Genomic DNA, 24,728 nt, shown 5'->3' with positions numbered 1-24,728 from the left:
AGTGAACAATATCGAGAGCTTCCGCCAATGCCCGCAGTCCGCCCCTTGCTCAAACTGAGCCTGATGCTGAGCCTCAGCGCCAGCCCGTTTTTCGCCGCCGTCAGCTACGCCGAAGACACCGCCGCCCGGCGCAGCTACCAAGTGCCGGCGGGCAGCCTGAGTGCGGCGCTGACGCGTTTTGCCGGGCTGTCGGGGGTCAACCTGTCGGTGGACCCGGCGCTGGTCAGCGGACGCAGCAGCACTGGCTTGTCCGGCGAATACGGCGTGGAGGAGGGCTTTGCCCGCCTGCTGCAAGGTTCCGGCCTGCAACTGCAAGCCATGGGCGAGCAGGCCTACATGCTGGTGCCGGTGCCGGAGGGCAGCAGCCTGGAACTGGCGCCCACGTCGATCCTCGGCACCACCGGCCTGTACGACGGCGACACCTACGCCGGTGGCCAGGTGGCGCGCCGCACGGCGCAGGGCTTGCTGGGCACGCGGGATTTCATGGAGACTCCGTTCAGCATCACCACCTACACCCAGGAGGCGGTGAAAAACCAGCAGGCACGCACCCTCGGCGACCTGATCGCCGCCGACCCCTCGGTGCGCGCCACCAACCCGGCCGGTGGGCGCTACGAGCAATTCACCATTCGCGGGTTCAGCCTGTTCAACAGTGACGTGGCCTACAACGGCTTGTACGGCGTGCTGCCGACGTACACCATCGACATGGAAATGGCCGACCGCGTCGACATCCTCAAAGGCCCGAGCCAGTTGATCAACGGCATCTCGCCGCGTGGCAGCGTGGGCGGCGGGATCAACGTGGTGCCCAAGCGCGCCACCGACAAGGACATCAACTCGTTTACCGGCAACTGGGCGTCCGACAGCCAGGCCGGCGGTGCGGTCGACATTGGCCGACGCTTTGGCGAGGACAACCAGTACGGCATTCGCTTCAACGGCGTGAAGCAATCCGGCGACACCGCCTGGGACCACCAGAGCGTCGACCGCGAAATGGCCGTGCTGGGCCTGGATTTTCGCGGCGAGCGCCTGCGCCTTTCCACCGATATCGGCCACACCGAGCGCGACACCGATGCCCCCCAGGAGCGCGTGCAGGTGGCGGCCGCTGCGCCGGTGCCGAGTGCCAGCGATGTGCGCCGCAACTATGCGCAGTCGTGGAGCAAGGCTCGCACCAATGACACCTTTGGTACGGTCAACGCCGAGTACGACCTCAGTGACAACGTGATGCTCTACGGTGGCGTGGGCGCGCGCAAAAGCAACCACGACTTCCTGCGCCACGCGGTTTCGGTGACCAATGCGGCCGGCGATTTCAGCGTGCAGCCGCGGGATTTCACCCGCGATGAAAACGTGCGCACCTACACCGCTGGCGTGCGCAACTGGTTCCATACCGGGCCGGTGAGCCATGAGGTCAACCTGGCCGCCAGCTACTTCGACATGGACTTCACCAACGGCGGTGCGCGGTATACGGCGCCGTCGAGCAATCTCTACAACCCGGTGCAGTCGCCGACGCCGTCACGGCCGACGCGCTTCGATCCCAAGGTCTACACCGAAAACAAATTCAGCGGCGTGGCCTTGTCCGACACCCTGGGTTTTTTCGACGACCGCCTGTTGCTCACCCTCGGTGCGCGCTGGCAGCGGGTCAAGGTGACTGACTGGAGCGATGGGATCAAAGGCGACACCGCCTATGACGAAGAAAAGGTATCGCCGTCGGGCGGCCTCCTGTTCAAGGCCACCGACAAGTTGTCGCTGTACGCCAACTACATGGAAGGCCTGAGCCAGGGCAAGATCGCGCCGTCGACCTCGAGAAACGAAGACGAGATCTTCCCGCCGTTCATCAGCCGCCAGGTGGAAGTGGGCGCCAAGTACGATGCCGGTGCCTTCGCGGTGACCGCCGCCGTGTTCCGCATCAAGCAACCGGCCTATGAAACCAATGCGACCACGCGGCTGTTTGGCCCCAACGGCAAGCGCGAGAATGCCGGTGTGGAACTGAGCGTGTTCGGCGAACCGCTCAAGGGCTTCCGCCTACTGGGCGGGGTGATGTACATCGACAGCAAACTCAAAGACACCACCAATGGCACCTGGGACGGCAACCGTGCGCCGGCCACGCCCAAGTACAACGTCAACCTCGGCGCCGAATGGGACGTGCCGGGCCTGGAAGGCCTGACGTTGACCAGCCGTGGCATCTACTCCAGCTCGCAGTACCTGGACCAGTCCAATGTCAAGGAAATCGACGCCTGGAACCGCCTCGACGTCGGCGCACGCTATGGCTTCAAGGTGGATGACAAGCACATCACCCTGCGGGCGAATGTGGAGAACGTCGCCGATAAACGCTACTGGAGCTCGGCCGGTGCATCGGATGACAGCGAGCCGGGGCTGACCCTGTCGACGCCGCGCACCTACCTGCTGTCGGCCACCGTCGACTTCTGACACTGGGTTGTGCAGGTTATAAATGAGAATGTTTTTTGATCACGCCGCGCCGATATGGAATAGTACCCGCCGTTTTCCCCGGCCTGCCTAGCCGGGGTGTTTTAACGCCGAGGTCCTTGTCATGCGAATGCTGCGTTCCATCCCCACCCTGGCCGCCTGTGTCCTGGCGTTCTCGTCCAGCCTGCTGAGCGCCGCCCCCATCGACCTCAACGACGGCCAGCACGCCGTGCATCTGCCCGATGCCCCCAAGCGCGTGGTGGTGCTGGAGTTTTCCTTTCTCGACAGCCTGGCCGCCGTTGACGTCACCCCGGTCGGCGCCGCCGATGATGGCGATGCCAACCGCGTGTTGCCCCGCGTACGCCAGGCCATCGGCCAATGGCAGTCGGTGGGCCTGCGCTCGCAGCCGAGCATCGAGGAGATCGCCCGGCTCAAGCCCGATCTGATCGTGGCCGACCTCAATCGCCACCAGGCGCTGTACAGCGACCTGGCGAGCATCGCGCCGACCTTGCTGCTGCCGTCCCGTGGCGAGGATTACCAGGGCAGCCTCAAATCCGCCGAACTGATTGGCAAGGCCCTCGGCAAGAGCGCGCAGATGGAGGCGCGCATCCAGAAGAACCGTGAAAACCTCAAGGCCATTGCGCAACAGATCCCGGCCGGCGCCAGCGTGTTGTTCGGTGTGGCGCGTGAGGACAGCTTCTCCGTGCATGGCCCGGACTCCTACGCCGGCAGCGTGCTTGAGGCCATCGGCCTGAAAGTCCCATCGGTACGCGCCAACGCCGCGCCCACCGAGTTCGTCAGCCTGGAACAGTTGCTGGCCCTCGACCCGGGTTGGTTGCTGGTCGGTCATTACCGTCGCCCCAGCATCGTCGACAGCTGGAGCAAGCAGCCGTTGTGGCAAGTGCTCGGCGCCGTGCGCAATAAGCATGTGGCCGAAGTGGATGGCGACAGCTGGGCGCGCAACCGTGGCGTGCTGGCGTCGGAGCAGATCGCCGAGGATGCGCTGGCGATTCTCAAGGGCGGTAAAGCCGTATTGAGCCAATAACCGTGCAACGCAGTTTCGCCGCCGTTGGCATTCTGCTGTCGGGTGCCGGGTTGTTCTGGCTGTCGCTGTACAGCTGGTCGCCATTTACCCTGACAGCGACGGATGCCTGGAATGGCCTGGTTCACCAGGGCCGCGTCGGCGGCAACATGGCCTATATCGTCGCCCAGTTGCGTGTGCCACGGGCCGTGTGTGCCGCGTTGGTCGGTGCCTGCCTGGGCCTCGCGGGGGCGCTGATGCAGGGCATTACGCGCAACCGCCTGGCCTCGCCGTCGCTGTTTGGCGTGACGGCGGGCGCCGCGCTGGGACTGGCCCTGTTTTCCACCGGCCTGGTCGCGCCGCCCTTTGCTGGCGGTGCGCTGTTGATGACCTGCCTGGGCGGCGCGCTGGCCTGGTTCACCGTGTTCAGCCTGGGCGGTGCCTGGTCGCCGACCACGGCCCAGGGCCGTCTGGTTTTGGCTGGCGTGGCCGTGGCGGCGTTGTGCGCCGCGTTGACCCGGCTCACAGTGATCCTGGTCGAGGCCCAGGCGCAAAGCGTGCTCAACTGGCTGGCCGGTTCACTGGCCAATGTCGGCGCTGCGCAGGTGCAACTGCTCTGGCCATGCGCCTTGATCGGCGGCCTGTGGGCACTCTGGTGCGCGCCGCGCCTGAACCTGATCAACCTCGGCGAAGACGCCGCACGCTCACTGGGCGTCGGCATCGCCAGCCTGCGTCTGCAGGTGTTTGTCGCCAGTTTGCTGCTGGTGGGCGCCAGCGTGTGTGCGGTGGGACCGATCGGGTTTGTCGGGCTGATCGCGCCGAATATCCTGCGTCAGTTCCTGGGCAATGACTACCGCTGGCTGATCCCGCTGAGCGCCACATTGGGCGCGGTGATCGTGCTGGGGGCCGACCTGCTCAGCCGCGCCGTTGCCTTCCCGGTGGAAACGCCGGCGGGGGTGGTCACCGCGCTGATCGGCGCGCCGTTTTTCCTCTTTCTTGCCAGGCGCGCCCTATGATCCGCCCACGACTGCGCTTGTGGCTGCTGCTCGGCCTGTTGCTGCTGGCAACCGGGGTCAGCCTCAGCGCCGGCACCCTGTGGCTTACGCCGCACACCGTTTTCGAACGCCTGCTGGCCCACGACGCCCTCGACTTTGAAGTGTGGAACCACCGTCTGCCACGCAGCCTGATCGCGATTCTCGCCGGTGCGGCCTTCGGCCTGGCCGGGGCGATTGTGCAGGGCGTGATCCGTAATCCGCTGGCCTCGCCGGAGATCCTCGGCGTAACCCAAGGCGCCGGGCTCGCGCTGACCGTGGCGATCATCAGTTGGCCACACCTGCCGATTGCGTGGCTGCCGCTGGTGGCTTGCCTGGGCGGGGCGGGTGGTGCGCTGTTATTGGCGCTGTACAACACCGGCGTGAGTTTTTCCGGGGTGCGCTTTGCGTTGTCCGGGGTGGCGATTGCGGTGACCTTGTCCAGTGTCACCGAGTTTCTGATTCTCTCTCACCCCTTGGATATCAACACCGCGCTGCTCGCGCTGACCGGTAGCCTGTGGAGCCGCAACTGGCACCATGTGGCGCTGGTGTTGCCGTTCCTCGTATTGATCCCCGTGGGCCTGTGCCTGGCCAAGCCGCTCAACCTGATCGCCTTGGGCGATGAGGCGGCCCACAGCCTGGGCACCGCGCTGAGCCGTACGCGTTGGTCGGCGATGGCCTGCGCGGTGTTGCTCACCAGCCTGGGCGTGGGGGTGATCGGTCCGATTGGCTTTATCGGCCTGGTCGCGCCGCACATGGCGCGCCGGCTGGTGGGCGGGCATCACCAGTACCTGCTGCCGGCGGCGATGCTGATCGGTGCGTTGCTGCTGGTGCTCGCCGATACGCTGGGGCGCACGCTGATCGCGCCCAGCGAAATCCCCGCCGGGGTGCTTACGGCGGTGATCGGCGCGCCGTATTTTCTTTGGTTGCTGGCACGGTTCAAGGGTTGATGACATGAGTATTCTCCAGGCACGCGAGCTGGACATCGGCTACGGCGCCACCCGTATCGTGCAAGGTCTGTCCTTTGCACCGCCCGCCGGCAAGGTCACCGCGTTGATCGGCCCCAATGGCTGCGGCAAGTCCACCTTGCTCAAGGCCTTCGCGCGTATCCTCAAGCCGACTCAGGGCGAGCTGACCCTGGATGGCCAGGCCTATGCCAGCCTGTCTGCCCGCCAGTTGGCCCGGCACATCGCGTTCTTGCCGCAAGTGTTGCCGGTGCCGGAAGGCGTCAGCGTGCGCCAGTTGGTTGCCTATGGCCGCAGCCCGCATAACTCGCTGTGGGGACGCCTGAGCGGCAGTGATCAAGCTCACGTGAGTCAAGCCATGCAGCGCCTGGAACTGGACGTGCTGGCTGATCGCGCCCTGGCGGACCTGTCCGGCGGCCAGCGCCAGCGTGCCTGGCTGGCGATGGTGTTGGCGCAGAATGCGCCGGTGGTGCTGCTGGATGAACCCACCACTTACCTCGACATCAGCCATCAGGTCGAACTGCTCGACCTGATGGGCGAACTGGCTGCCGAGGGTAAAACCGTGATCACCGTGCTGCATGACATCAACCAGGCCTGCCGTTATGCCGATCACCTGGCGGTGATGCACGGCGGCAAACTGGTCGCTGATGGCACACCGGCGCAGGTGGTCAGTGCCGAGTTGATGCGGCGGGTATTTGAGGTGCAGGTACAGGTGATGCAAGAGCCGGTCGCCGGCACGCCGATGTGCCTGGTTGAAAAAAGCACTCGGGCCAAGGCCTGATCAAGATCAAGACCGACTCGCTTCGCATCGTGGATACGGTTTTTGTTCTGTGTAGCCGGCCTGCTGTGGTGGGCCGGCCTGCTGTGGCGAGCGGGCTTGCTGTGGCGAGCGGGCTTGCCCCGCGTTGGGCTGCGAAGCAGCCCCAAAACCAGACACCCAGACAAGCCCGCGCGCTCCCACATTTCAACGCTCGATAATCCTAGTGAACGGCCACTCGAAAGTGCGAGTGTGCTCCGCGTCGCAGGTGAAGTAAGTCCTGTGAATTTATTGGGCTGCCGTTTAATTGTGGCAAAGCGCACAAGTGGCTAATTGCAACTAGCGAAGTAGTGGCTATTAGCTGCTAAGGCTCTGTCACGGGGTTCTTGGTCATTGTGTTTATTTTATTCCCCTCTTTCAGGAACTAGCGCTATAACTTCCAGTCGATAACCCCGGCTTGCTCTCGCTTGGGTTATGGCTAACTAATGGCATGTTTAAGTAGTTCCAAATAGCCATACTTTCTCGTAATACTAGATACCTCAACCTTATGTCGTCAGCGCCTATCGATGCCTGCCAGATGCAGATCCCGCACACCGACCAGGTGTGTGCGTGGTTGATGCAGCATGCTGGGTTGAAAACGGTAGACCTGGAGCGCGCCCGGCGCTTGCCGTCGGATGACCTGCTAAGCCTGCTGACCCGCCTGGGCCTGGTTTCCGATATCGAACTGGCCCGCGCCTGGGCGGCGTTGCTCGGTGCGCCGCTGTTGCTGGCGGACGCCGCGCCGCCGTTGCTCGATCCCTTGCCTGCCCTGACTGAACGCTTCATGCGCCATTACCAGGTCGCGCCCATGGGCTGGACCCTGGGTGGCCTGCGCGTGCTGGCCGCCAACCCGGCGCTGCGTTTTCCGTTCCAGGCCCTGGCCTATGCATGCCAGGTGCCGGTGTGGCTGGCCATCGGTCCGCGCACTGAGGTCGATACACTGATCGAGCGTTACTACGGCCAGGGCCGTTCGGCCATGGGCACGCTGATCGAAAACCTCGATGAACAGGGCGGCGCCCAGGACGATATCGAACACCTCAAGGACCTGGCCTCCGAAGCGCCGGTGATCCGCCTGGTCAACCTGATCCTGCAACGCGCCGTGGAGCAACGTGCTTCGGACATCCACATCGAACCCTTCGAACACCAACTCAAGGTGCGCTACCGCATCGACGGTGTGCTGCATGACGCCGAAGCGCCGCCGGCCAGTTCCTCGGCGGCGGTGATTTCGCGGGTGAAGATCATGGCGCGGCTGGACATCGCCGAGCGCCGGTTGCCGCAGGATGGGCGCATCATGTTGCGTATCCAGGGCAAGGAGCTGGACCTGCGGGTGTCCACGGTGCCCACCAGTTTCGGCGAGTCGGTGGTGCTGCGCCTGCTGGACCGGCAAACCGTGCAGTTCGACTTTCCCAGCCTGGGCTTCGACGGCCAGCGCCTGGCCGCCTTCCTCGACCTGCTGGAACGGCCCCACGGCATCCTGCTGGTCACCGGGCCCACCGGCTCCGGCAAGACCACCACGCTCTACACCGCGCTGTCGCGGCTCAACACCGCCGAGCGCAAGATTATCACCGTGGAAGACCCGGTGGAGTACCAGCTCGAAGGCATCAACCAGATCCAGGTCAAGCCCGCCATCGGCCTGGACTTCGCCGGGGCGTTGCGCTCCATCGTGCGCCAGGACCCGGACGTGATCATGATCGGCGAGATCCGCGACCTGGAAACCTGCCGCATCGCCATCCAATCTTCCCTCACCGGGCACCTGGTGCTCTCCACCCTGCACACCAACAGCGCCGCCGCGAGCATCACGCGGCTGCTGGACATGGGCGTGGAAAGCTACCTGATCGCCTCGACCGTCAGCGGCATCCTCGCCCAGCGCCTGGTGCGGCGCCTGGACCCGGCCACGCGTGTCGCTTTCGAAGCGCCGCCCGAACTGATCGCCGAACACGGCCTGGATCGCCTCACCGAACAACGCCCGATCCTGCTCTATCGCGGCGCCTATCACGGCCGCAGCGCCCTCACCGAACTGCTGGTGATGAACGACGAACTGCGCAGCCTGCTGATGCGCCACGCCGATGCCTCGACCCTGGAGCAGGCCGCGCGCCGCGCCGGTTTGCGCACCTTGTATGAAGAAGGTTTGCGCCAGGCACTGGCGGGGATTACTTCGCTGGAAGAAGTGCTGCGCGTGACCCGTGGAGAGGACGCGTGAGCCTGTTCAGATACCGCGCCCTGGACAGCCAGGGCACGCCGCAGAACGGTACGTTGGAGGCCACCGATCAAACCGCTGCGGTGGCGGCGCTGCACAAGCGCGGGTGGCTGCTGTTGCACATCGAACCGGCCGGCAGCCTTGGCCTGCGCACGGCACACAGGCCGTTGAAGGGCCAGGCGTTGGTGAGTTTTACCCAGCAATTGGCAACGCTGCTGGGAGCGGGCCAGCCGCTTGAGCGCTCGTTGAGCCTGCTACTCAAGCAGCCCGGCCCTGCCCAGGTGCGCGCGTTGATCGAACGCCTGCGCGACCGCGTCAAGGCCGGCAAGCCATTGTCCGCCGCGCTGGAGGAAGAGGGTGCGGCGTTCTCGCCGTTGTACCTGAGCATGGTGCGCGCCGGTGAGGCCGGTGGCGCGCTGGAAGGAACCCTGCGCCAACTCAGTGATTACCTGGAACGCAGCCAATTGCTGCGTGGCGAAGTGATCAATGCGCTGATCTATCCGGCGTTCCTGGTGGTGGGCGTGCTGGGATCCCTGGCGTTGCTGCTGGCGTATGTGGTGCCGCAGTTCGTGCCGATCTTCCAGGACCTGGGCGTGCCGATTCCACTGATCACCGAGGTGATCCTGGCCCTTGGAACGTATCTCGGCGCCTATGGCCTGGCGCTGTTGGTCGGGTTGATCGTGATCGTCTGGTTGGGGGCCGCGCGCTTGCGCGATCCGCTGTTTCGCGAGCATTGCGACCGGCGGCTGCTCGGTATTCGCGTGGTCGGCCCGTTGCTGCAACGCGTCGAGGCGGCGCGTCTGGCACGCACCCTCGGCACGCTGCTGAGCAATGGCGTGGCGTTGCTGCAGGCCTTGGTGATTGCGCGGCAAGTCTGCACCAACCACGCTTTACAGGCGCAGGTCGGGCGTGCGGCGGAATCGGTAAAAGGCGGCGGCACCCTCGCCAGCGCGTTCGGCAGCCAGCCGCTGTTGCCCGAACTGGCCCTGCAAATGATTGAAGTCGGCGAACAGGCCGGCGAACTCGACGGCATGTTGCTCAAGGTGGCCGACATCTTCGACGTCGAAGCCAAGCGCGGCATCGACCGCCTGCTGGCCGCGCTGGTGCCGTCCCTGACAGTGGTCATGGCGGTGCTGGTGGCGGTGATCATGCTGGCGATCATGCTGCCGCTGATGAGCCTGACCAGCAATCTATAAAGGAGCTGACCCCATGAGAAAACCACGCCGCCAAGGCGGTTTCACCCTGTTGGAAATGCTCGCGGTGATCGTGCTGCTGGGCATCGTCGCCACCATCGTCGTGCGCCAGGTCGGCGGCAATGTGGACAAGGGCAAGTACGGTGCGGGCAAGGCCCAGTTGGCCAGCCTGAGCATGAAGATCGACAGCTACGCCCTCGACGTCGGGGCACCGCCCACCAGCCTGCAACAGTTGGTGGACAGGCCCGGTGGCTATGCCAAGCCGTCGGACCTCAAGGACCCGTTCGGACACGCCTTCGGTTATCGCTTTCCCGGCGAACACGGCGCGTTCGATCTGATCTTCTATGGCCAGGACGGCCAGCCGGGCGGCGAAGGCTACAGCGCCGACCTGGGCAATTGGGAGTAGGGCCGCCATGTTGCAGCGCGGCTTCACTCTGCTGGAAATGCTGGTGGTGATCCTGCTGATCGGCCTGGCTGCCAGCGTGCTGGGGCTGGGCGTGCGCCAGGGCTTGCAGGTGGCGCAGGAACGCCGTGCGGTGGGGCAGATGGTGGAGGCGCTGCGTACCACGCGGGCGGGGGCGATTGTCAGCGGGCAGCCTGCGCGTACCGTATTCGATCTGAGCGACCGTACGTTCCAGGCGCCGGGGCGTGCGTTGCAACGGTGGCCGTCGCGGTTGCATGTCACGCTGCACACTGCCGAACAGGTCGGCCCTGGCGTCGAGTTCTACCCCGACGGCAGCTCCACCGGCGGCAATCTTCTGGTGGCCAGCGGCGCCCGGCGTTGGCGTATCGATATCGGCTGGCTCACCGGCAGCGTGCAATCCAAGGCGCTGCCATGAAGCGCCAGGCCGGTTTCACCCTGCTGGAAATGCTCGCCGCCCTCACGCTGATGGCGGTGTGCAGCACGGTGCTGCTGGTTGCGTTTGGCCAGAGTGCGCGCTCGTTGTCCCAAGTGGCCCACAGCGACCGGTTGACCCACGCGGCGCTGACGATTTTCGACCAGGAAGCGGCGGGGCGCTTGAGCAACGGTGTCAGTCAGGGCGAACTCGACGGCATCCACTGGCAGTTGACCAGCACCCGGCAGCAGGCACGGATTGTGCGCCTCGACCTGGTCCTCAGCGAAGGCTCGCACCAGGCCCGCTTCAGCACCTTGAAGGCGCGCCTGTGAAGCGCCGTGAACAGGGCTTCACCTTGCTGGAAATCCTTGTGGTGCTCAGCTTGCTCGGCGTGTTGCTGGTGCTGGTCGGCGGTGCATTGCTGGGGGCCAATCGTGCCGTGTCCAAGGCCCAGGCATACACAGTGAACCTTGATGAAGTGCGTGCCGCCCAACAGTTCTTGCGCACGGCGATCAGCGAAGCGTTGCCGCTGGCGGTGGGCGAGGGCGATGGTTTCTTTGTCGGCACGGCGCAGCGCCTGGAGTTCGTCTCGACCTTGCCCGGCGTGCTCGGTGGCGGGATCCATCGGTTCAGCCTGCAACGGGTCGAACAGGCGTTGCAGGTGCGGTTTTCTCAACGTGAACCCCAGGTGCTGCTGAACAACATCGAGGCGTTGCAGTTCAGCTATCGCGGTGAGTCGCCGCTGGGCCAACCCACCGGCTGGGTGAGTGAATGGCCCTGGCCCAGGCGCTTGCCTTCGGCCGTGCGTATCGCTGCCAGCGTGGAGGGGCCGGTGCCCTGGGTCACCCAGGTGATTGCCCTGCGCCTGAACCTGTCCAGCGGAAGCGTTGAAGAATGAGGCGCCAACGCGGTGCAGCGTTGCTGCTGGTGCTGTGGGTACTGGCGCTGCTCAGCGTGTTGCTCGGCGGCCTGGCTGGCTGGGTACAGCTGGAAAGCCGCCAGGCCCTGTGGCTGCGCCAGCACACCCAGACCGTATTGGCCGCCGAAGCCGGCATCGCGCTGGTCATGGCCGAGCGGCACTGGGTTGCCGATGGCCGCGATATCCCCCTGAGCTTTGACGACGCCATCTTGCACGTGAGCCTGCGCAGCGAGCGCGGCAAGCTCTACCTGATCAACGCTGATGCCCAGGACTTCACGCGCCTGGCCCTGGCCTGTGGCGCTACGCCGGCCCAGGCCAGGCAACTGGCCACGGCCCTCGAAGCACGACGCAACCAGGGCCTGGCGCCGTTGCGGGTGCTGGAAGAAGTACGCCAGTTGCCCGGCATGACGCAAACCCTCTACAGCCGCTTGCTGCCCGAAATCACCTTGTGGAGCGACCTGGACCGCCCCGATCCCGCCTTCGCCAGCCCGCTGATGCGCAAGGCGCTGAACCTGCCGCGCCAGGACGCCGAAGGCGTGGACCCCGGCGAAGTGCTGGTGGTGGACAGCCGCGCCGAGCGGCCCGGCGGTTATCAGGCGCGGCTTCAAGTCACCGTTTTATTGAGCCCATCGGAGGACAGCGCACAACCCTACCGGGTGTTGCGTTGGCAAGAATGAATCGACTGGAACCCATCGCCCGGCACTGGCGCGGCAGCCTGCTGCAACAGGGTTGGCAGGCATGGATCGCGGAGTTGCGCGCCTGTGTACCTGCGTGGCTGGCGTGGCAAGAGCCGCCCGAGCAGATCCATCACTGGCCATTGAGCGCGCCGGTCGCAGCAGCCAGCACGCGCCAGGTGCTGATGCTCGGCGCCGACGCTGTGCTGGTGCAAACCGTACAACTGCCCCTGGCGGCCGCGCGCAACCTCAGCGCCGTGGTCGGTTATGAGCTGGACCGCTACACGCCATTCGAGGCGGACCAGCTCTACTTTGTGGCGCGTCAGGAGCGGCGCACGCCCACCCACCTTGAGGTGACAGTGGTGGCGATCCTGCGCGAGCGCCTGGACCGGATCCTTGCCGACTGTGCCACCCTCGGCCTGCATCCCCACCGCGTGGATGCGGCCGACCTCGGCGTTGATCTGCTGCCCGCGCCACTGCGCCCGCAGCGGCCCACCGGCATGGGCCTGCAACGCAGCCTGCCGTGGCTGTGCGGGGCGTTGCTGATCGCGGCGATGCTGCTCTGGCTCAACGACCGCCAGCGCGTTATCGACGTGATGCACGCCAGCGTCCAACGGCAAAAAGCCGAGGTCGCCGAGGTGCACGCGCTGCGCCAGCAACTGCTCAATACCCGCGGCGCCGCGCAGTACCTCACCCGGCGCAAACTGGCGCAACCGCCACTGGCGGCGCTGCTCAACGACCTGACCACTTGCCTGCCCGCCGACACCTGGCTGGATCAACTGGACGTGAAGGATGGTGAAATTTCCATCTCCGGCCAGAGTGCCAAAGCCAGTGCGCTGATCACCCGCATCAAGGGCTGCCGCAGCCTGGAAAACGCCCAGTTCGAAGGGGTGATCCAGCCCGATGCGCGCACCGGCAAGGACCAGTTTGCCTTGCGCGCCCACCTACGCCAGGAGACCGCCGATGCGCCGACCCCTCACACCCCGTGAACATCGCGGCGCGGCCTTGCTGCTACTGGCCGTGGTGGTCGGCGCGGCCTACTGGCTGTTGGTCGACAGCTGGTTTGCCGGCCCCTTGCGTGACATGGGCGAACAGGCCGAACAACTGCGCGAGCAACAGCAACGTTATGCCGGTGTGTTGCGCCAACGCGATGCGTTACGCCAACAGCTTGAGCAAGCCCGCCAGGACCCCGCCAGCAGCACCAGCCTGCTGCCGGGGGACGACCCGGACGTGGTCGCCGCCGATCTGATGCAGCGCCTCGCTGACCTGATCAATAGCCACGCCAACCTCGGCGGCGGGTGCAGCCTGACCCAGCGCAAGCCCATCACCGCGGAGCAGGACGATGGCGAGCCTTATCGCCAGGTCAAGGTCAGCCTGACACTCGATTGCGCCATCGAACCCCTGGAAGCGCTGCTGCATGAGCTGGAGTACCAGCCGCCGTTCCTGTTTGTGGATGAGCTGCGCATCCGCCGCAGTCAGCAGGCGCCGGCCAGTGGTGGTGCGGGCAAGCTGGTGGTGCACTTGCTGGTGCGCGGCTACCTGCAACCGTCGCGGGTGACGCCATGATGAGCCGGTTGCGCCCCGTGGAGTGGGGCTTGCTCGGCCTGTCGGGGTTGCTGGGCGTGTTGATGGCGGTGATCCTCAGCAGCCTCGGTGATGAACCGCAATGGCTGCCCGAAGCGCCTGTGCGCGCCCATCCCACTCCTCGAGTACAAGGGCTGCCCAGTGTGCCGTTGGACAACCTGGCCGCGACGTGGCAAGCGCCGCTGTTCAGCCCGGATCGCAGCCCGGATCGTGTGGTGGGCAAGGCACAGGTCAGCAGCCTGGCCCATCTCACCCTCAGCGGCATCATGATCACCGGCAACCTGCAGATGGCCATGCTCAAGCAGGTCGACGGCCCGCTGCTGACCGTGCGCCTGGGCCAGACCCTGCCCAACGGCTGGCGCCTGGAACACCTCACTCCGCAATCCGCCCGTTTCAGCCTGGACGGCCGCACCCAGACCTTGAGCTTCTACGCCAAGCGCTTGCCGCCACCGTCCAAGCGCCCCCCCCTTACTTTGCCCCGCGAGCCCCTCCCTTGATCGACATGCGCACCTCCACGTTATGCCTGGCCACCGCCCTTGCCCTGGGCGGCTGTGGCAGCTTCCCCGACCGTCTCGAACCGGATGATGAGCTTCTGCATGAGGCCATGCAGGGCACTGGCTCGCAACGCCCGCCCGGCGAGGCGCCCCCAGTGGAAGTTGCCCAGCCCTTGGTCAAGCCCCCCGCGCAGCGCCAGTTGATTCGGGGCAACCAGCAGTTCGTGCGTCCGCCGGCGACCGCGCCGGGTGTGAAGGCAGAAGGCGGCGACATCGTGTTCAACTTCGCCGACCAACCCATCGAAGCGGTGATCAACAGCGTGATGGGCGACCTGCTGCACGAAAACTACAGCATCGCCCAGGGCGTGAAGGGCAACGTCAGCTTTTCCACCTCCAGGCCGGTGGACAAGCAGCAGGCCTTGTCGATTCTCGAAACCCTGCTGTCCTGGACCGACAACGCGATGATCAAGCAGGGTGACCGCTACGTGATCCTGCCGGCCAGCCAGGCGGTGGCGGGCAAGCTGGTGCCGCAGATGAGCGTGGCGCAACCTTCCAGCGGCTTGTCGGCGCGGCTGTTTCCGCTGCGCTACATCTCCGCCACCGAGATGCAGAAACTGCTCAAGCCCTTCGCCCGCGAGAATGCGTTTCTGCTGGTCGACCCGGCGCGCAATGTGCTGAGCCTGGCCGGTACGCCGGATGAACTGGCCAACTACCAGGACACCATCGACACCTTCGACGTGGACTGGCTCAAGGGCATGTCGGTGGGCGTGTTCGGCCTGCAACGCGCGTCGGTGGCCGAGCTGATGCCTCAGCTGCAAAGCCTGTTCGGCCCGGACAGCGGCATGCCCCTGGCGGGCATGCTGCGCTTTCTGCCGATTGAACGGACCAACTCGGTGGTAGCGATTTCTTCCCAGCCCCAGTACCTCAGCGAAGTCGGCGACTGGATCCGCACCATCGACGAAGGCGGCGGCAACGAGCCACAGATGTACGTCTACGACGTGCGCAACATGAAGGCCGCCGACCTGGCCAAGTACCTGCGGCAGATCTACGGCACCGGCGCGATCAAGGACGACACGCCGGCCAAGGTTGCGCCTGGCCTGCGCACGACGACCCTGTCGTCACTCAATACAGGTGGCTTGCAGAACAACCCGCCCGCTGCCGAAGAACCGGAGCCGGAGGAAAAGGTGATCGCGCCCACCAACGCGCTGGAGGCGGGTACCCGTATCACCGCACAAAAGAGCAGCAACCAACTGTTGGTGCGCACCCGTCCCGCGCAGTGGAAAGAGATCGAAGCGGCGATCAAGCGTCTCGACAATCCGCCCCTGCAAGTGCAGATCGAGACACGGATTCTTGAGGTCAAGCTCACCGGTGAACTGGACCTGGGTGTGCAGTGGTATCTAGGGCGGCTGGCGGGCAATTCCGGCAGCACCACGGTGGCCAATGCCTCCGGCAGCCAGGGTGCGCTGGGCGGTGGCGGGGCAGGGCTGGGGGCGACGGACTCGTTGTTCTACTCATTTGTCAGTTCGAATCTGCAGGTGGCGTTGCATGCGCTGGAAACCAATGGACGCACCCAGGTGCTCTCGGCGCCGTCGCTGGTGGTGATGAACAACCAGCCGGCGCAGATTCAGGTGGGGGACAACATTCCCATCAGCCAGACCACCGTCAACACCGGGGATGCCGATACCACGTTGAGCAGTGTCGAGTATGTGCAGACCGGGGTGATCCTGGATGTGGTGCCGCGGATCAATCCGGGGGGGTTGGTATACATGGATATCCAGCAGCAGGTCAGTGATGCCGAGAGTCAGAGTGGTACTAGCGATACGCCGGTGAATCCGCGTATCTCGACGCGTTCGGTGTCGACGCAGGTGGCGGTGCAGAGTGGGCAGACGGTGTTGCTGGGAGGGTTGATCAAGCAGGACAACGGGGAGAGTGTCAGTGCCGTACCGTATCTGGGAAAGATCCCGGGGTTGCGCTGGTTGTTTGGGAGTACCAGTAAGTCGAAAGATCGGACGGAGTTGATTGTGTTGATTACGCCCAGGGTGATTACCAGTAGTGGGCAGGCGCGGCAGGTGACGGATGATTATCGGCAGCAGATGCAGTTGTTGCGGCCTGGGGGAGGTAGGTAGTGTGTACATATCCGTTATTTAGGTAACGGCGGCTTATGGTTCCGCTCTTACAGCGGCTCACTTTGGAAAGGCCCAAAAGTAAGCAAAAGACCTTCGCCCCAGAGCAAGAGCAAGAGCAAGAGCAAGGGCACGGCGGCCTGGTAGCCGACCTGAGTGGTGTAGATCAAAAGCAGAGCTGGTTGATTCCTCAGCCCAGAGTGGCCGGTATTTTACTGTCGATCTCGGTTAAATGTGGGAGGGAGCTTGCTCCCGATAGCGGTCTGTCAGTTGATGCATCTGTGCCTGCTTCACTGCTATCGGGAGCAAGCTCCCTCCCACAGTTTGATCTCCATACAGCAGTCAGATATCCGCCTGCTTTTGATCTGCTTTTGATCTGGCTTTTGATTTTGATCTTAGGCGGCCCCCCAAATCACTGTCGGATTACGGGCACACCGAGCCTAGGCGAGGTGCCGAGTGTTGGGGCAAGAGCCTTTTGGTTACTTTTGGGCTCTTTTCAAAAGTGACCCGCCGTAAGGGCGGAACCATAAGCCGCCGTGACTCAAGTAACGGATATGCCCCAATCCCCAAATCGCAAAAAAACATTACTTATATGAATAAAAAAATTCATAAATAATGAAATACAAGAATATTAGCTTATGCCCAAATAGCATTATATTTTCAAAACCCATTCCGTTATGTTTGAACTCAACAGCCTACCCCTGACCTCGGATGGTACCAATCTAGACTCGGATTCTGCGCTGCCACCCCGCAGCAGAACCGTTGGAAGGGAGTTCAACGTATGTTGCCAATTCAAACCTCGCCCCACACCTAGCCCCAAATCGCCCTGACACCCCAGAAAAAAACCGAGCACCGCGCCCACCCGCGTGACGGCCCGACTTCGCGATTTGGAAACGCAGGAACCCCTATGAAGCGAGTGCTACAACCCACCGCCGCATTCACCCTGGCCATCCTGGCCAACACCGCACACGCCCAGGACGACAGCACCCTGTCCACCGTGGTCGTCACCGGCAACCGCGGCGCCGAGCAGCGTACCGTCACCAGCAGCCCGGTGCCGATCGATGTGGTCAGCGCCAAGCAATTGCAGAACACCGGCAAGCCCGGCCTCATGGAGGCCCTGAGCGCAGTGATCCCCTCGCTGACCCTGCCGGAAAAAACCGGTTGGGACGCCAGCGGTATTGCCCGAGCCCCCAACCTGCGTGGCCTGAGTGCCGCCGAGGTGCTGGTACTGGTCAACGGCAAGCGCCGTCACACCGCCGCCACCTTGAACATCAACGGGATCAATATCGGTGCGGCCCCGGCCGACCTCGACCTGATCCCCATCAGCGCCATCGACCATGTGGAAGTCCTGCGCGACGGCGCCGCCGCCCAGTACGGTTCCGATGCCATCGCCGGGGTGATCAACGTGATCCTCAAGGCCGACACCAGCGGCACCGCGGTGACCAATATCGGCCAGGGCTATGACGGCAAGAAACAGACGGTGCAGCAAAGCCTCAACAAGGGTTTCGAGATCGGCGACGGCGGCATCGTGCAGCTCGCCCTCGACGCGCGCAGCCAGAACGATGACAACAAGGCCAGCGCGAACGGCTACACCTATGCCCAGGCCTACGAGCAGGCCGGGCGGTCGACCTACGGCGGTTATGGCACGCCCAAGACCAACCTGCTGACCCTGGGCTACAACGCCGAGTTGCCGCTCGACGACAGCCTCAGCCTGTATTCCTTCACCACCTATTCACGGCGCAAGGCCGAGCAGGGGCAGAACTTCCGCCTGCCGACCATCACCAACACCATCACCACCGGGCCCAACGGTTATCCCGGCGGCTACACGCCGACGTGGTTTATCGACGAGGATGATTTCCAGGCGGCATTCGGCGGCAAAGGCACGGTGGGCGAGTGGGACTGGGACCTGTCCACCACCTACGGGCGCAACGAGGCGGAGCAGGGCACCACCCATAATCAGAACCCGTCCCTGGGCGAGGCCACGCCGAATCACTTTACCTCCGGTACCTGGATCGCCACCGAGCTGACCACCAACCTCGACTTCAAGCGCGGCTTCGACATCGGCCTGCAAAAGCCTCTGGACCTGAGCGTCGGCTTCGAGCATCGGCGCGACACTTATGAGGTGCAGGCCGGTGACTATGAATCCTATGCCAACGGCGGCTACTGCGTGGCGCCGGGCAATTGCGCGTCGTCGGGCGCGCAGGTCACCAACGGCATTTCGCCTGACGAAGAAAGCAGCGCCTCGCGCAACAGCCTGGCCAGTTACGTCGACGTGGGCTTCAACCCGGTGCCGGACTGGTACGTCGGCACGGCGTTTCGTTACGAGCACTACAACCAGGGCGTCGGCGCCACGCGCAGCGGCAAGCTGACCACCCGCTATGACTTCACCCCGCAGTTCGCCGTGCGCGCCACTGTCAGCAACGGTTTCCGAGCGCCTTCCCTGGCCAACAGCCTGTTCAGCGCACGCTCCACCACCTATGGCGTGGTGGACGGCGTGTACCAGTCGATCAACTACGGCGTGTTGCCCGTGGGTTCCGCCGCGGCCCAAGCCCTGGGTGCCCAGGAGTTGAAACCCGAGCGTTCGACCAACTTCAGCCTGGGTTTCACCCTCACACCCACCGACCGCCTGAGCTTCACCGCCGACGCCTACGTGATCAACCTGCGCGACCGCATCACCCTCACGGGCACCTTGCTCGGCCCCGAGATCACCCAGGTATTGCAGAACAATGGCATCCACTCCACCTCCGGCGGGCAGTACTTCATCAATGGCGCCGACACCCGTACCAAAGGCCTGGACCTGGTCAGCAACTACAGCCAGGACCTCGGCCGGTACGGTTCGGTGAAATGGACCGCAGCATTCAACTGGAACCAGACCAGAATCCTCAACTACAAGGAATCCACGGACATCCTCGGCACCTCCTACGAGCTGATGAACCGCGAGGCGCGCAACCTGATCACCGGCGTGCAGCCCAACACCAAGTTGATCCTGGGCGGCGACTGGAGCATCGATCGCTTCAACCTCAACCTGGCCCTGACGCGCTACGGCTCCTACAAGGAAGTGAACTCATCGGCCAATCGCGACCTGGACCGCATCTACAGCGCCAAGTGGATCACCGATCTCGACCTTGGCTACAACCTCACCAAAGACCTGAACATCGCCGTCGGCGCCAAGAACCTGTTCGACATCTACCCCAAGAAACAAGGGGTGCCGAGCAGCACCATGGTCAGCAGCTATGGCGTCTATTCGCCCTACGGTTTTACCGGCGGGTACTACTACACCCGCTTGACCTATGCCTTCTGAGGCCGAGGAATACACCATGCCTATCGTCGCCAAACCCTATGACCTGATCGACGCGCCCAGTCCGGTGCGCCAGGCCCGTGTCTCCACGCCGATCAAGGCCTTGCAGGTGGTGCCCGCCCGGCATCCCTGGCGCTGGGCCGGGTCGATCTTTGCGGCGCTGGTGCTGCTGGCCATCGTGCACTCGCTCGCCACCAACCCGCGCTGGGAGTGGGGCGTATTCGGCCAGTGGTTTTTTTCGCCGTCGGTGCTGCGTGGTCTGGGGCAGACGCTATTGCTGACCCTGCTGAGCACGCTGTTCAGCATTATCCTTGGTACCGCGCTGGCGTTGGCGCGGCTGTCGGGCTCGCCGCTGCTGGCGGCGTTGGCCTGGGGCTATATCTGGTTTTTCCGCTCGATGCCGGCGTTGCTGGTGCTGATCATCCTCTACAACTTTGCCTACCTGTATGACCACATCGTGCTCGGTGTGCCGTTCACCGGCCTGGTGTTCGCCGAGTGGTCGACGGTGGATGTGCTCAGCCAGTTCACCGTGGCCGTGCTGGGCTTGAGCCTGATGCAGGCAGCGTATGCGGCGGAGATCATCCGTGGCGGCCTGATCGGCGTCGACGCCGGCCAGCATGAAGCCGCTGCGGCCCTGGGGTTGCCGGCCTCGCGGCGCATCTTCCGGATCATCCTGCCTCAGGCGCTGCGCTCGATCCTGCCGTCGGGTTTCAACGAGATCATCGGTCTGGTCAAGGGCACGTCCATCGTCTATGTGCTGGCCCTGCCGGAGCTGTTCTACACCGTGCAGGTCATCTACAACCGCACCCAGGCGGTGATCCCGCTGCTGATCGTAGCGACGGTCTGGTACCTGATCATCACCACCGTGCTGACCAGCGCGCAGTACTACGTCGAACGCCACTTTGCGCGGGGCACCGCACGGGTGCTGCCACCCACGCCGCTGCAACGCATTCGCGGCTGGATCAAGGAGAAGACCCATGGCTGAAGCACGCGCCGGGCGCATCCAGATCCAGGGCGTGGGCAAGCGCTTTGGCAACCAGCAGGTGTTGAAAGACATCGACCTGACCATCGACCCGGGCAAGGTCACGGTGATCCTCGGGCCGTCCGGCTCGGGCAAGTCGACCTTGCTGCGCACCATCAACCACCTGGAAAAGATCGACAGCGGGCATATCACCATTGACGGTGAATACGTCGGTTACCGTCGCAGGGGTGATCTGCTCTACGAACTCAAAGAACGGGAGATTCTCAAGCGCCGTATCGACGTCGGTTTCGTGTTCCAGAACTTCAACCTGTTCCCCCACCTCACCGCCTGGGAAAACGTCGCCGAAGCGCCCCTGGCCCACAAGCGCTGGAGCAAGGCCGAGGCCCAGGCCAAGGCGGCCGGGTTGCTGGCCAAGGTCGGCCTGGCGGACAAGGTCGATGCCTATCCACGCCAGCTCTCTGGCGGCCAGCAACAGCGCGTGGCCATCGCCCGTGCCCTGGCGCTGGACCCCAAAGTGCTGCTGTTTGATGAACCCACCTCGGCCCTCGACCCGGAACTGGTGGGCGAAGTGCTCGACGTGATCAAGGGCCTGACCCAACTGGGCGTGACCCTGGTGATCGTCACCCACGAGATCGGCTTTGCCCGCGAGGTGGCCGACCACGTGGTGTTCCTCTGCGACGGCCAGTTGATTGAAGAAGGCCCGCCCGAACAGATTTTCCGCCAACCGCGACATCCCCGCACTGTGGCCTTTCTCGGCAAGGTGCTGTAGTTCAAGGAGTGACTGCCCATGTTTATCTCTACTGCCCGCGTGGCCCTGCTGGCGCTTGCCGTCAGCACCGCGCAACACGCATTCGCCGTGCAACAGGTCGACCTCAGCCCCGACCGCCCGCGCATCCATGTGCCGCGTAACGAGGCGGCCATCGCACAGATCCCGCCGGGCTTCAAGTTCGCCCAGCCGGGCAAGTTCACCGTGGCCGTCTCCGGCGTGGCCGGGCCGCCCCTGGCGCTGTTGGCCAGCGACGACAAGACCACCATCGGCAGCGAGGCTGACACCGCGCAGCTTGTTGCCGATAGCTTGGGCCTGCAACTCAATGTGGTGCAGACCAGTTGGGAGGACTGGCCCCTGGGTGTCAGTTCGGGCAAGTACGACGCGGTGATCAGCAACGTCACCGTGACCGAGGCGCGCAAGAAGCGCTTTGACTTCGCCACCTACCGCCAGGATGTGCTCGGCTTCTACGTGAAGAGCACCAGCAAGATCAGCGAGATCAAGCAGGCGGCGGACATCGCCGGGTTGAAGATCATCGTCGGTTCCGGCACCAACCAGGAAAAAGTCCTGCTGGCCTGGAACGAGGCCAACGAGAAGGAGGGGCGCAAGCCGGCGCTGTTGCAATACTTCGACGACCAGGCTGCCGCCCAGTTGGCCGTGCAGTCCGGGCGCAGCGATGCGCTGTTCGGGCCTAACTCGGTGTATGCCTATTCGGCGGCAATCACTGGCGGTATCAAGCTCGTCGGCACGGTGAATGGTGGCTGGCCGTTGAAGGCCGATATCGCGGTGACCACGCGCAAGGACAACGGCCTGGTCAAGCCGATCCACACCGCCCTGGAAGGCGCGATTGCCGGCGGCCAATACGAGCAGGTGCTGCAACGCTGGGGCCTGGACATCGAGCGGGTCGACACGTCGCTGATCAACCCACCGGGCCTGCCGGATTAAGGAGCATCGAGCATGGGACTGACACGACGTGAAGCGCTGTCGAGCATCGCTGCGGTAGGGGGCGAGCTGGCGGTCAAGGACGCGCTGGCGGCATTGGGCCTGGGGCCGTCGTCACACCGCCGTCCGCAACCGTTGAAACTCAAGGAAGGCCTGGGGCAGGGCACGCGTGTGCTGGTGCTGGGCGCGGGGATTGCGGGGCTTGTCACAGCCCTGGAACTGACCCGCGCCGGCTTCGAGGTGCAAGTGCTGGAGGCCCGTGAGCGGGTGGGCGGCCGCACCTGGACGATCCGCAACGGTGACCGCGTGGACTACAAGGACGGCCGCACGCAAACCGCCGCGTTCGACCCGGGGCATTACTTCAACGCCGGGCCGGCACGGATTCCCAGCCAGCACCGCACGATTCTCGACTATTGCAATGAGCTGGGCGTGCCGCTGGAAGTGCTGGTCAACAGCAGTCATGGCGCCCAGGTACGGCCTGATGTGGGCAAGCCTGCATTCACGGTCGGCCAGGCCATCAACGATGCGCGCGGGCACCTGTCCGGCTTGCTCGCCAAAGCTGTGCAGCGCGATGCCCTCGATGATCTGTTGAGCGGTGAAGAGCGTACGCGCTTGCTGGCGTTCCTGCGGGTGTATGGCGACCTGTCCCAGGAGCTGGCTTTCGAGGGCACGATCCGTTCGGGGCATCTGGAATCGCCAGCGCACCCCGGCGCCTTGCCCGCCAGCCGCCGCCCGTTGGCGCTGGACCAACTGCTGCATCCAGAATTGTGGGGCGCGTTGCTGCACACCGAATTCCCGGAGTTCTCTGCCACCATGTTCCAACCGGTGGGCGGCATGGACCGCATCACCGACGCCTTCTACCAGCGCGTCAGCGGTCATGTACAACTGGGCGCCCAGGTGCGCCGTATCCGCCAGTTGGAAGACGGCGTGGCGGTGACCTATCACGACCAGCGCAGCGGCCGCGAGCAGGTCGTGCGCGCCGACTACCTGATCTCGACGTTGCCGCTGCCGTTGCTGGCCAGGCTCGACACCGACTTCAGCGACCCGATCAAGGCCGCCCTGCTCAGCACCCGCAGCGACCAGGCGACCAAAGTGGCGTGGCAGTCGCCGCGCTTCTGGGAAACCGACTACCGCACCTACGGCGGCCTGTCGTGGATCGAACACCCGGCGCGCCTGCTGTGGTACCCGAGCAATGACCTCAACACTCGCGAAGGCCTGCTGGTGGCGGGCTATGTGACCGGGGAGGGCGCCGATGTGTTTGGCGCGCAACCGTTCGACAAACAGTACGCCACCTCCAGGGAGGCCGTGGAACTGCTGCATCCCGGGTATTCCAAGCACCTGCGCAATCCGCTGGCGGTGTCCTGGGAGCAGATTCCCTACAGCGAAGGCCCGTGGCTGCAGCGCGAGCATTTCCCGGCCGACGCCAGCGCCTTGCTCGAAGCCGGGCATGGTCGGGTCTATTTCGCCGGCGACGGGCTGGTGCAAAGCGGCGTGGGTATCTGGCAGGAATCGGCGGCCAACTCGGCGCGCCATGTGGTGGGGCAACTGGCTGAACGGGTGACTCAACACCGTCATAGCGCGGCATTGGCCGCTTCATAAGGAGATTCATCATGAGCGACAGCATTCAACGTACCAGCGTCGGCGACTTCCCGATTTCCCAGACCGTCACGGTGCCGGCATCCGCCAGCCTGATCTTCATCAGCGGCACCTTGCCCGACCTGCACGATGCCAGCGCCCCGGCGGGCACACCGGCGGCCTATGGCAATACCGAAGTGCAGACGGTGTCGGTGTTCAACAAACTGCGCACGATCCTGCGCCGGCAGGACCTTGACCTGGGCGATATCGTGCAGTTGCGGGTGTTCCTGGTGGGAGCCGATGAGACGGGTGGCAAGCTGGACTTCGCTGGCTTGCAGGCGGGGTACACGCAGTTCTTCGGTACACCTGAGCAACCGAACAAGCCGGCACGTACGGCGCTGCAAGTGGTGGCGTTGCCATTGCCCGGTGCGTTGATTGAGGTCGAGGCGGTTGCTGCAAGAGCGGTGTGAGGCTCAACGAGTCCTGGCAATCACACCGCTCATGTATTGATTCAAATCGCGGAAGTCGCTAACCCTCCATGCGAACTGCGCTAGCTTCACGCCGTTTTCTCGCAACGTCCTTGGGATCAGGTCGCCATTGGGGCGAAGTATGATTGAAGAGACGATAACGCCTGGGTAGTCATTCAGGCGTTTTTTGAACGCGGCGGTGGTCAGGTCAGGGGTGGGGGGATTGCTCTTGTTGGCCAGGGGGCCTGTGCCTTTGATATCGGCGCCGTGACACATCGCACACCGCTGGGTGAAGAGGGTTTTCCCGTTGGTGTTATCCGCTGCAGAGAATGACGGTTGGAGGAGCGATAAAGCGCCGAGCGATGCGATAAGTACTCGTTTCATTTCCATATGGCCTTAGTGTGTCAATCAGATGTGAGCCGATGGCGTCAAGGACGGTGGGCCAGCCAA

23 protein-coding genes are annotated in these 24,728 nt (G+C 64.2%); 22 read left to right on the top strand and 1 reads right to left on the bottom strand.

What is annotated here, in order from left to right; translation table 11 throughout:
* Positions 1–27 precede the first annotated feature (27 nt).
* The 22 genes from BFN10_RS26245 to BFN10_RS26140 all read left to right on the top strand — a co-directional run bounded on the left by BFN10_RS26245 (position 28) and on the right by BFN10_RS26140 (position 24,281).
* The gene (locus tag BFN10_RS26245; protein WP_071492166.1) at positions 28–2,418 is read left to right on the top strand and encodes a TonB-dependent receptor; all 2,391 of its coding nucleotides are present in this window, start codon (positions 28–30) and stop codon (positions 2,416–2,418) included.
* Between the two features lie 127 nt (positions 2,419–2,545).
* Positions 2,546–3,460, top strand: a complete 915-nt coding sequence (locus tag BFN10_RS26240) for a Fe(3+) dicitrate ABC transporter substrate-binding protein FecB (RefSeq protein WP_371322062.1) — start codon at positions 2,546–2,548, stop codon at positions 3,458–3,460.
* A gap of 2 nt (positions 3,461–3,462) precedes the next feature.
* Entirely contained in the window at positions 3,463–4,452 is a 990-nt protein-coding gene (gene fecC, locus BFN10_RS26235; protein ID WP_071492164.1) for an iron-dicitrate ABC transporter permease FecC, read from the top strand.
* Positions 4,449–5,417, top strand: coding sequence for an iron chelate uptake ABC transporter family permease subunit (locus BFN10_RS26230; protein WP_071492163.1), 969 nt, complete (start codon positions 4,449–4,451; stop codon positions 5,415–5,417). The genes fecC and BFN10_RS26230 overlap by 4 nt, the downstream gene beginning before the upstream one ends.
* Positions 5,418–5,421: 4 nt before the next feature.
* A complete protein-coding gene (fecE, locus tag BFN10_RS26225) occupies positions 5,422–6,213 on the top strand; it encodes a Fe(3+) dicitrate ABC transporter ATP-binding protein FecE (RefSeq protein WP_071492162.1) in 792 nt (263 codons plus the stop codon).
* A gap of 523 nt (positions 6,214–6,736) precedes the next feature.
* Entirely contained in the window at positions 6,737–8,428 is a 1,692-nt protein-coding gene (locus BFN10_RS26220) for a GspE/PulE family protein (RefSeq protein WP_071492161.1), read from the top strand.
* A complete protein-coding gene (gspF, locus tag BFN10_RS26215; protein ID WP_071492160.1) occupies positions 8,425–9,621 on the top strand; it encodes a type II secretion system inner membrane protein GspF in 1,197 nt (398 codons plus the stop codon). The genes BFN10_RS26220 and gspF overlap by 4 nt, the downstream gene beginning before the upstream one ends.
* Positions 9,622–9,634: 13 nt before the next feature.
* Positions 9,635–10,024, top strand: coding sequence for a type II secretion system protein GspG (locus BFN10_RS26210; RefSeq protein ID WP_010209194.1), 390 nt, complete (start codon positions 9,635–9,637; stop codon positions 10,022–10,024).
* A gap of 7 nt (positions 10,025–10,031) precedes the next feature.
* On the top strand, positions 10,032–10,457 hold the full coding sequence (locus BFN10_RS26205; protein ID WP_071492159.1) for a GspH/FimT family pseudopilin: 426 nt from the start codon (positions 10,032–10,034) through the stop codon (positions 10,455–10,457).
* A complete protein-coding gene (locus BFN10_RS26200; RefSeq protein WP_058427615.1) occupies positions 10,454–10,786 on the top strand; it encodes a type II secretion system protein in 333 nt (110 codons plus the stop codon). Before BFN10_RS26205 ends, BFN10_RS26200 begins: the two co-directional genes overlap by 4 nt.
* Positions 10,783–11,352 carry a prepilin-type N-terminal cleavage/methylation domain-containing protein gene (locus BFN10_RS26195; RefSeq protein ID WP_071492158.1) on the top strand — a complete coding sequence of 190 codons (570 nt, stop codon included), beginning with the start codon at positions 10,783–10,785 and terminating at the stop codon, positions 11,350–11,352. Before BFN10_RS26200 ends, BFN10_RS26195 begins: the two co-directional genes overlap by 4 nt.
* Positions 11,349–12,050, top strand: coding sequence for a general secretion pathway protein GspK (locus BFN10_RS26190; protein ID WP_071492157.1), 702 nt, complete (start codon positions 11,349–11,351; stop codon positions 12,048–12,050). The genes BFN10_RS26195 and BFN10_RS26190 overlap by 4 nt, the downstream gene beginning before the upstream one ends.
* On the top strand, positions 12,047–13,036 hold the full coding sequence (locus tag BFN10_RS26185) for a type II secretion system protein GspL (protein ID WP_071492156.1): 990 nt from the start codon (positions 12,047–12,049) through the stop codon (positions 13,034–13,036). Before BFN10_RS26190 ends, BFN10_RS26185 begins: the two co-directional genes overlap by 4 nt.
* Positions 13,011–13,613 (top strand): type II secretion system protein GspM, encoded by a 603-nt coding sequence (gene gspM / locus BFN10_RS26180; protein WP_071492155.1) that lies wholly within the window; start codon positions 13,011–13,013, stop codon positions 13,611–13,613. The genes BFN10_RS26185 and gspM overlap by 26 nt, the downstream gene beginning before the upstream one ends.
* The gene (locus tag BFN10_RS26175) at positions 13,610–14,128 is read left to right on the top strand and encodes a general secretion pathway protein GspN (protein WP_071492154.1); all 519 of its coding nucleotides are present in this window, start codon (positions 13,610–13,612) and stop codon (positions 14,126–14,128) included. The genes gspM and BFN10_RS26175 overlap by 4 nt, the downstream gene beginning before the upstream one ends.
* A gap of 5 nt (positions 14,129–14,133) precedes the next feature.
* On the top strand, positions 14,134–16,251 hold the full coding sequence (gene gspD, locus BFN10_RS26170; protein WP_071492153.1) for a type II secretion system secretin GspD: 2,118 nt from the start codon (positions 14,134–14,136) through the stop codon (positions 16,249–16,251).
* Positions 16,252–17,155: 904 nt separating this feature from the next.
* Positions 17,156–19,549: a TonB-dependent receptor plug domain-containing protein gene (locus tag BFN10_RS26165; RefSeq protein WP_071492152.1), complete on the top strand. Its 2,394-nt coding sequence runs from the start codon at positions 17,156–17,158 to the stop codon at positions 19,547–19,549.
* A 16-nt stretch (positions 19,550–19,565) separates the two neighbouring features.
* On the top strand, positions 19,566–20,531 hold the full coding sequence (locus tag BFN10_RS26160) for an amino acid ABC transporter permease (protein WP_071492151.1): 966 nt from the start codon (positions 19,566–19,568) through the stop codon (positions 20,529–20,531).
* The gene (locus BFN10_RS26155; protein WP_071492150.1) at positions 20,524–21,297 is read left to right on the top strand and encodes an amino acid ABC transporter ATP-binding protein; all 774 of its coding nucleotides are present in this window, start codon (positions 20,524–20,526) and stop codon (positions 21,295–21,297) included. The genes BFN10_RS26160 and BFN10_RS26155 overlap by 8 nt, the downstream gene beginning before the upstream one ends.
* An 18-nt stretch (positions 21,298–21,315) precedes the next feature.
* Positions 21,316–22,239 carry an ABC transporter substrate-binding protein gene (locus BFN10_RS26150; protein ID WP_071492149.1) on the top strand — a complete coding sequence of 308 codons (924 nt, stop codon included), beginning with the start codon at positions 21,316–21,318 and terminating at the stop codon, positions 22,237–22,239.
* A 12-nt stretch (positions 22,240–22,251) separates the two neighbouring features.
* On the top strand, positions 22,252–23,835 hold the full coding sequence (locus BFN10_RS26145) for a flavin monoamine oxidase family protein (protein WP_071492148.1): 1,584 nt from the start codon (positions 22,252–22,254) through the stop codon (positions 23,833–23,835).
* A gap of 11 nt (positions 23,836–23,846) precedes the next feature.
* Positions 23,847–24,281, top strand: coding sequence for a RidA family protein (locus tag BFN10_RS26140; protein WP_071492147.1), 435 nt, complete (start codon positions 23,847–23,849; stop codon positions 24,279–24,281).
* 3 nt (positions 24,282–24,284) lie between these two features.
* On the opposite strand, the gene BFN10_RS26135 is transcribed toward BFN10_RS26140, so the two are convergent.
* Complete coding sequence (locus tag BFN10_RS26135; protein WP_414860444.1) at positions 24,285–24,662, bottom strand: cytochrome c; 378 nt, start codon at positions 24,660–24,662, stop codon at positions 24,285–24,287.
* Between the last annotated feature and the right edge of the window lie 66 nt (positions 24,663–24,728).

It is taken from the genome of Pseudomonas extremorientalis, assembly GCF_001870465.1.
Taxonomy (GTDB): domain Bacteria; phylum Pseudomonadota; class Gammaproteobacteria; order Pseudomonadales; family Pseudomonadaceae; genus Aquipseudomonas; species Aquipseudomonas extremorientalis.
The sequence above is the reverse complement of the archived record's forward strand: the minus strand, read 5'-3'. Positions and strand labels throughout refer to the sequence as shown.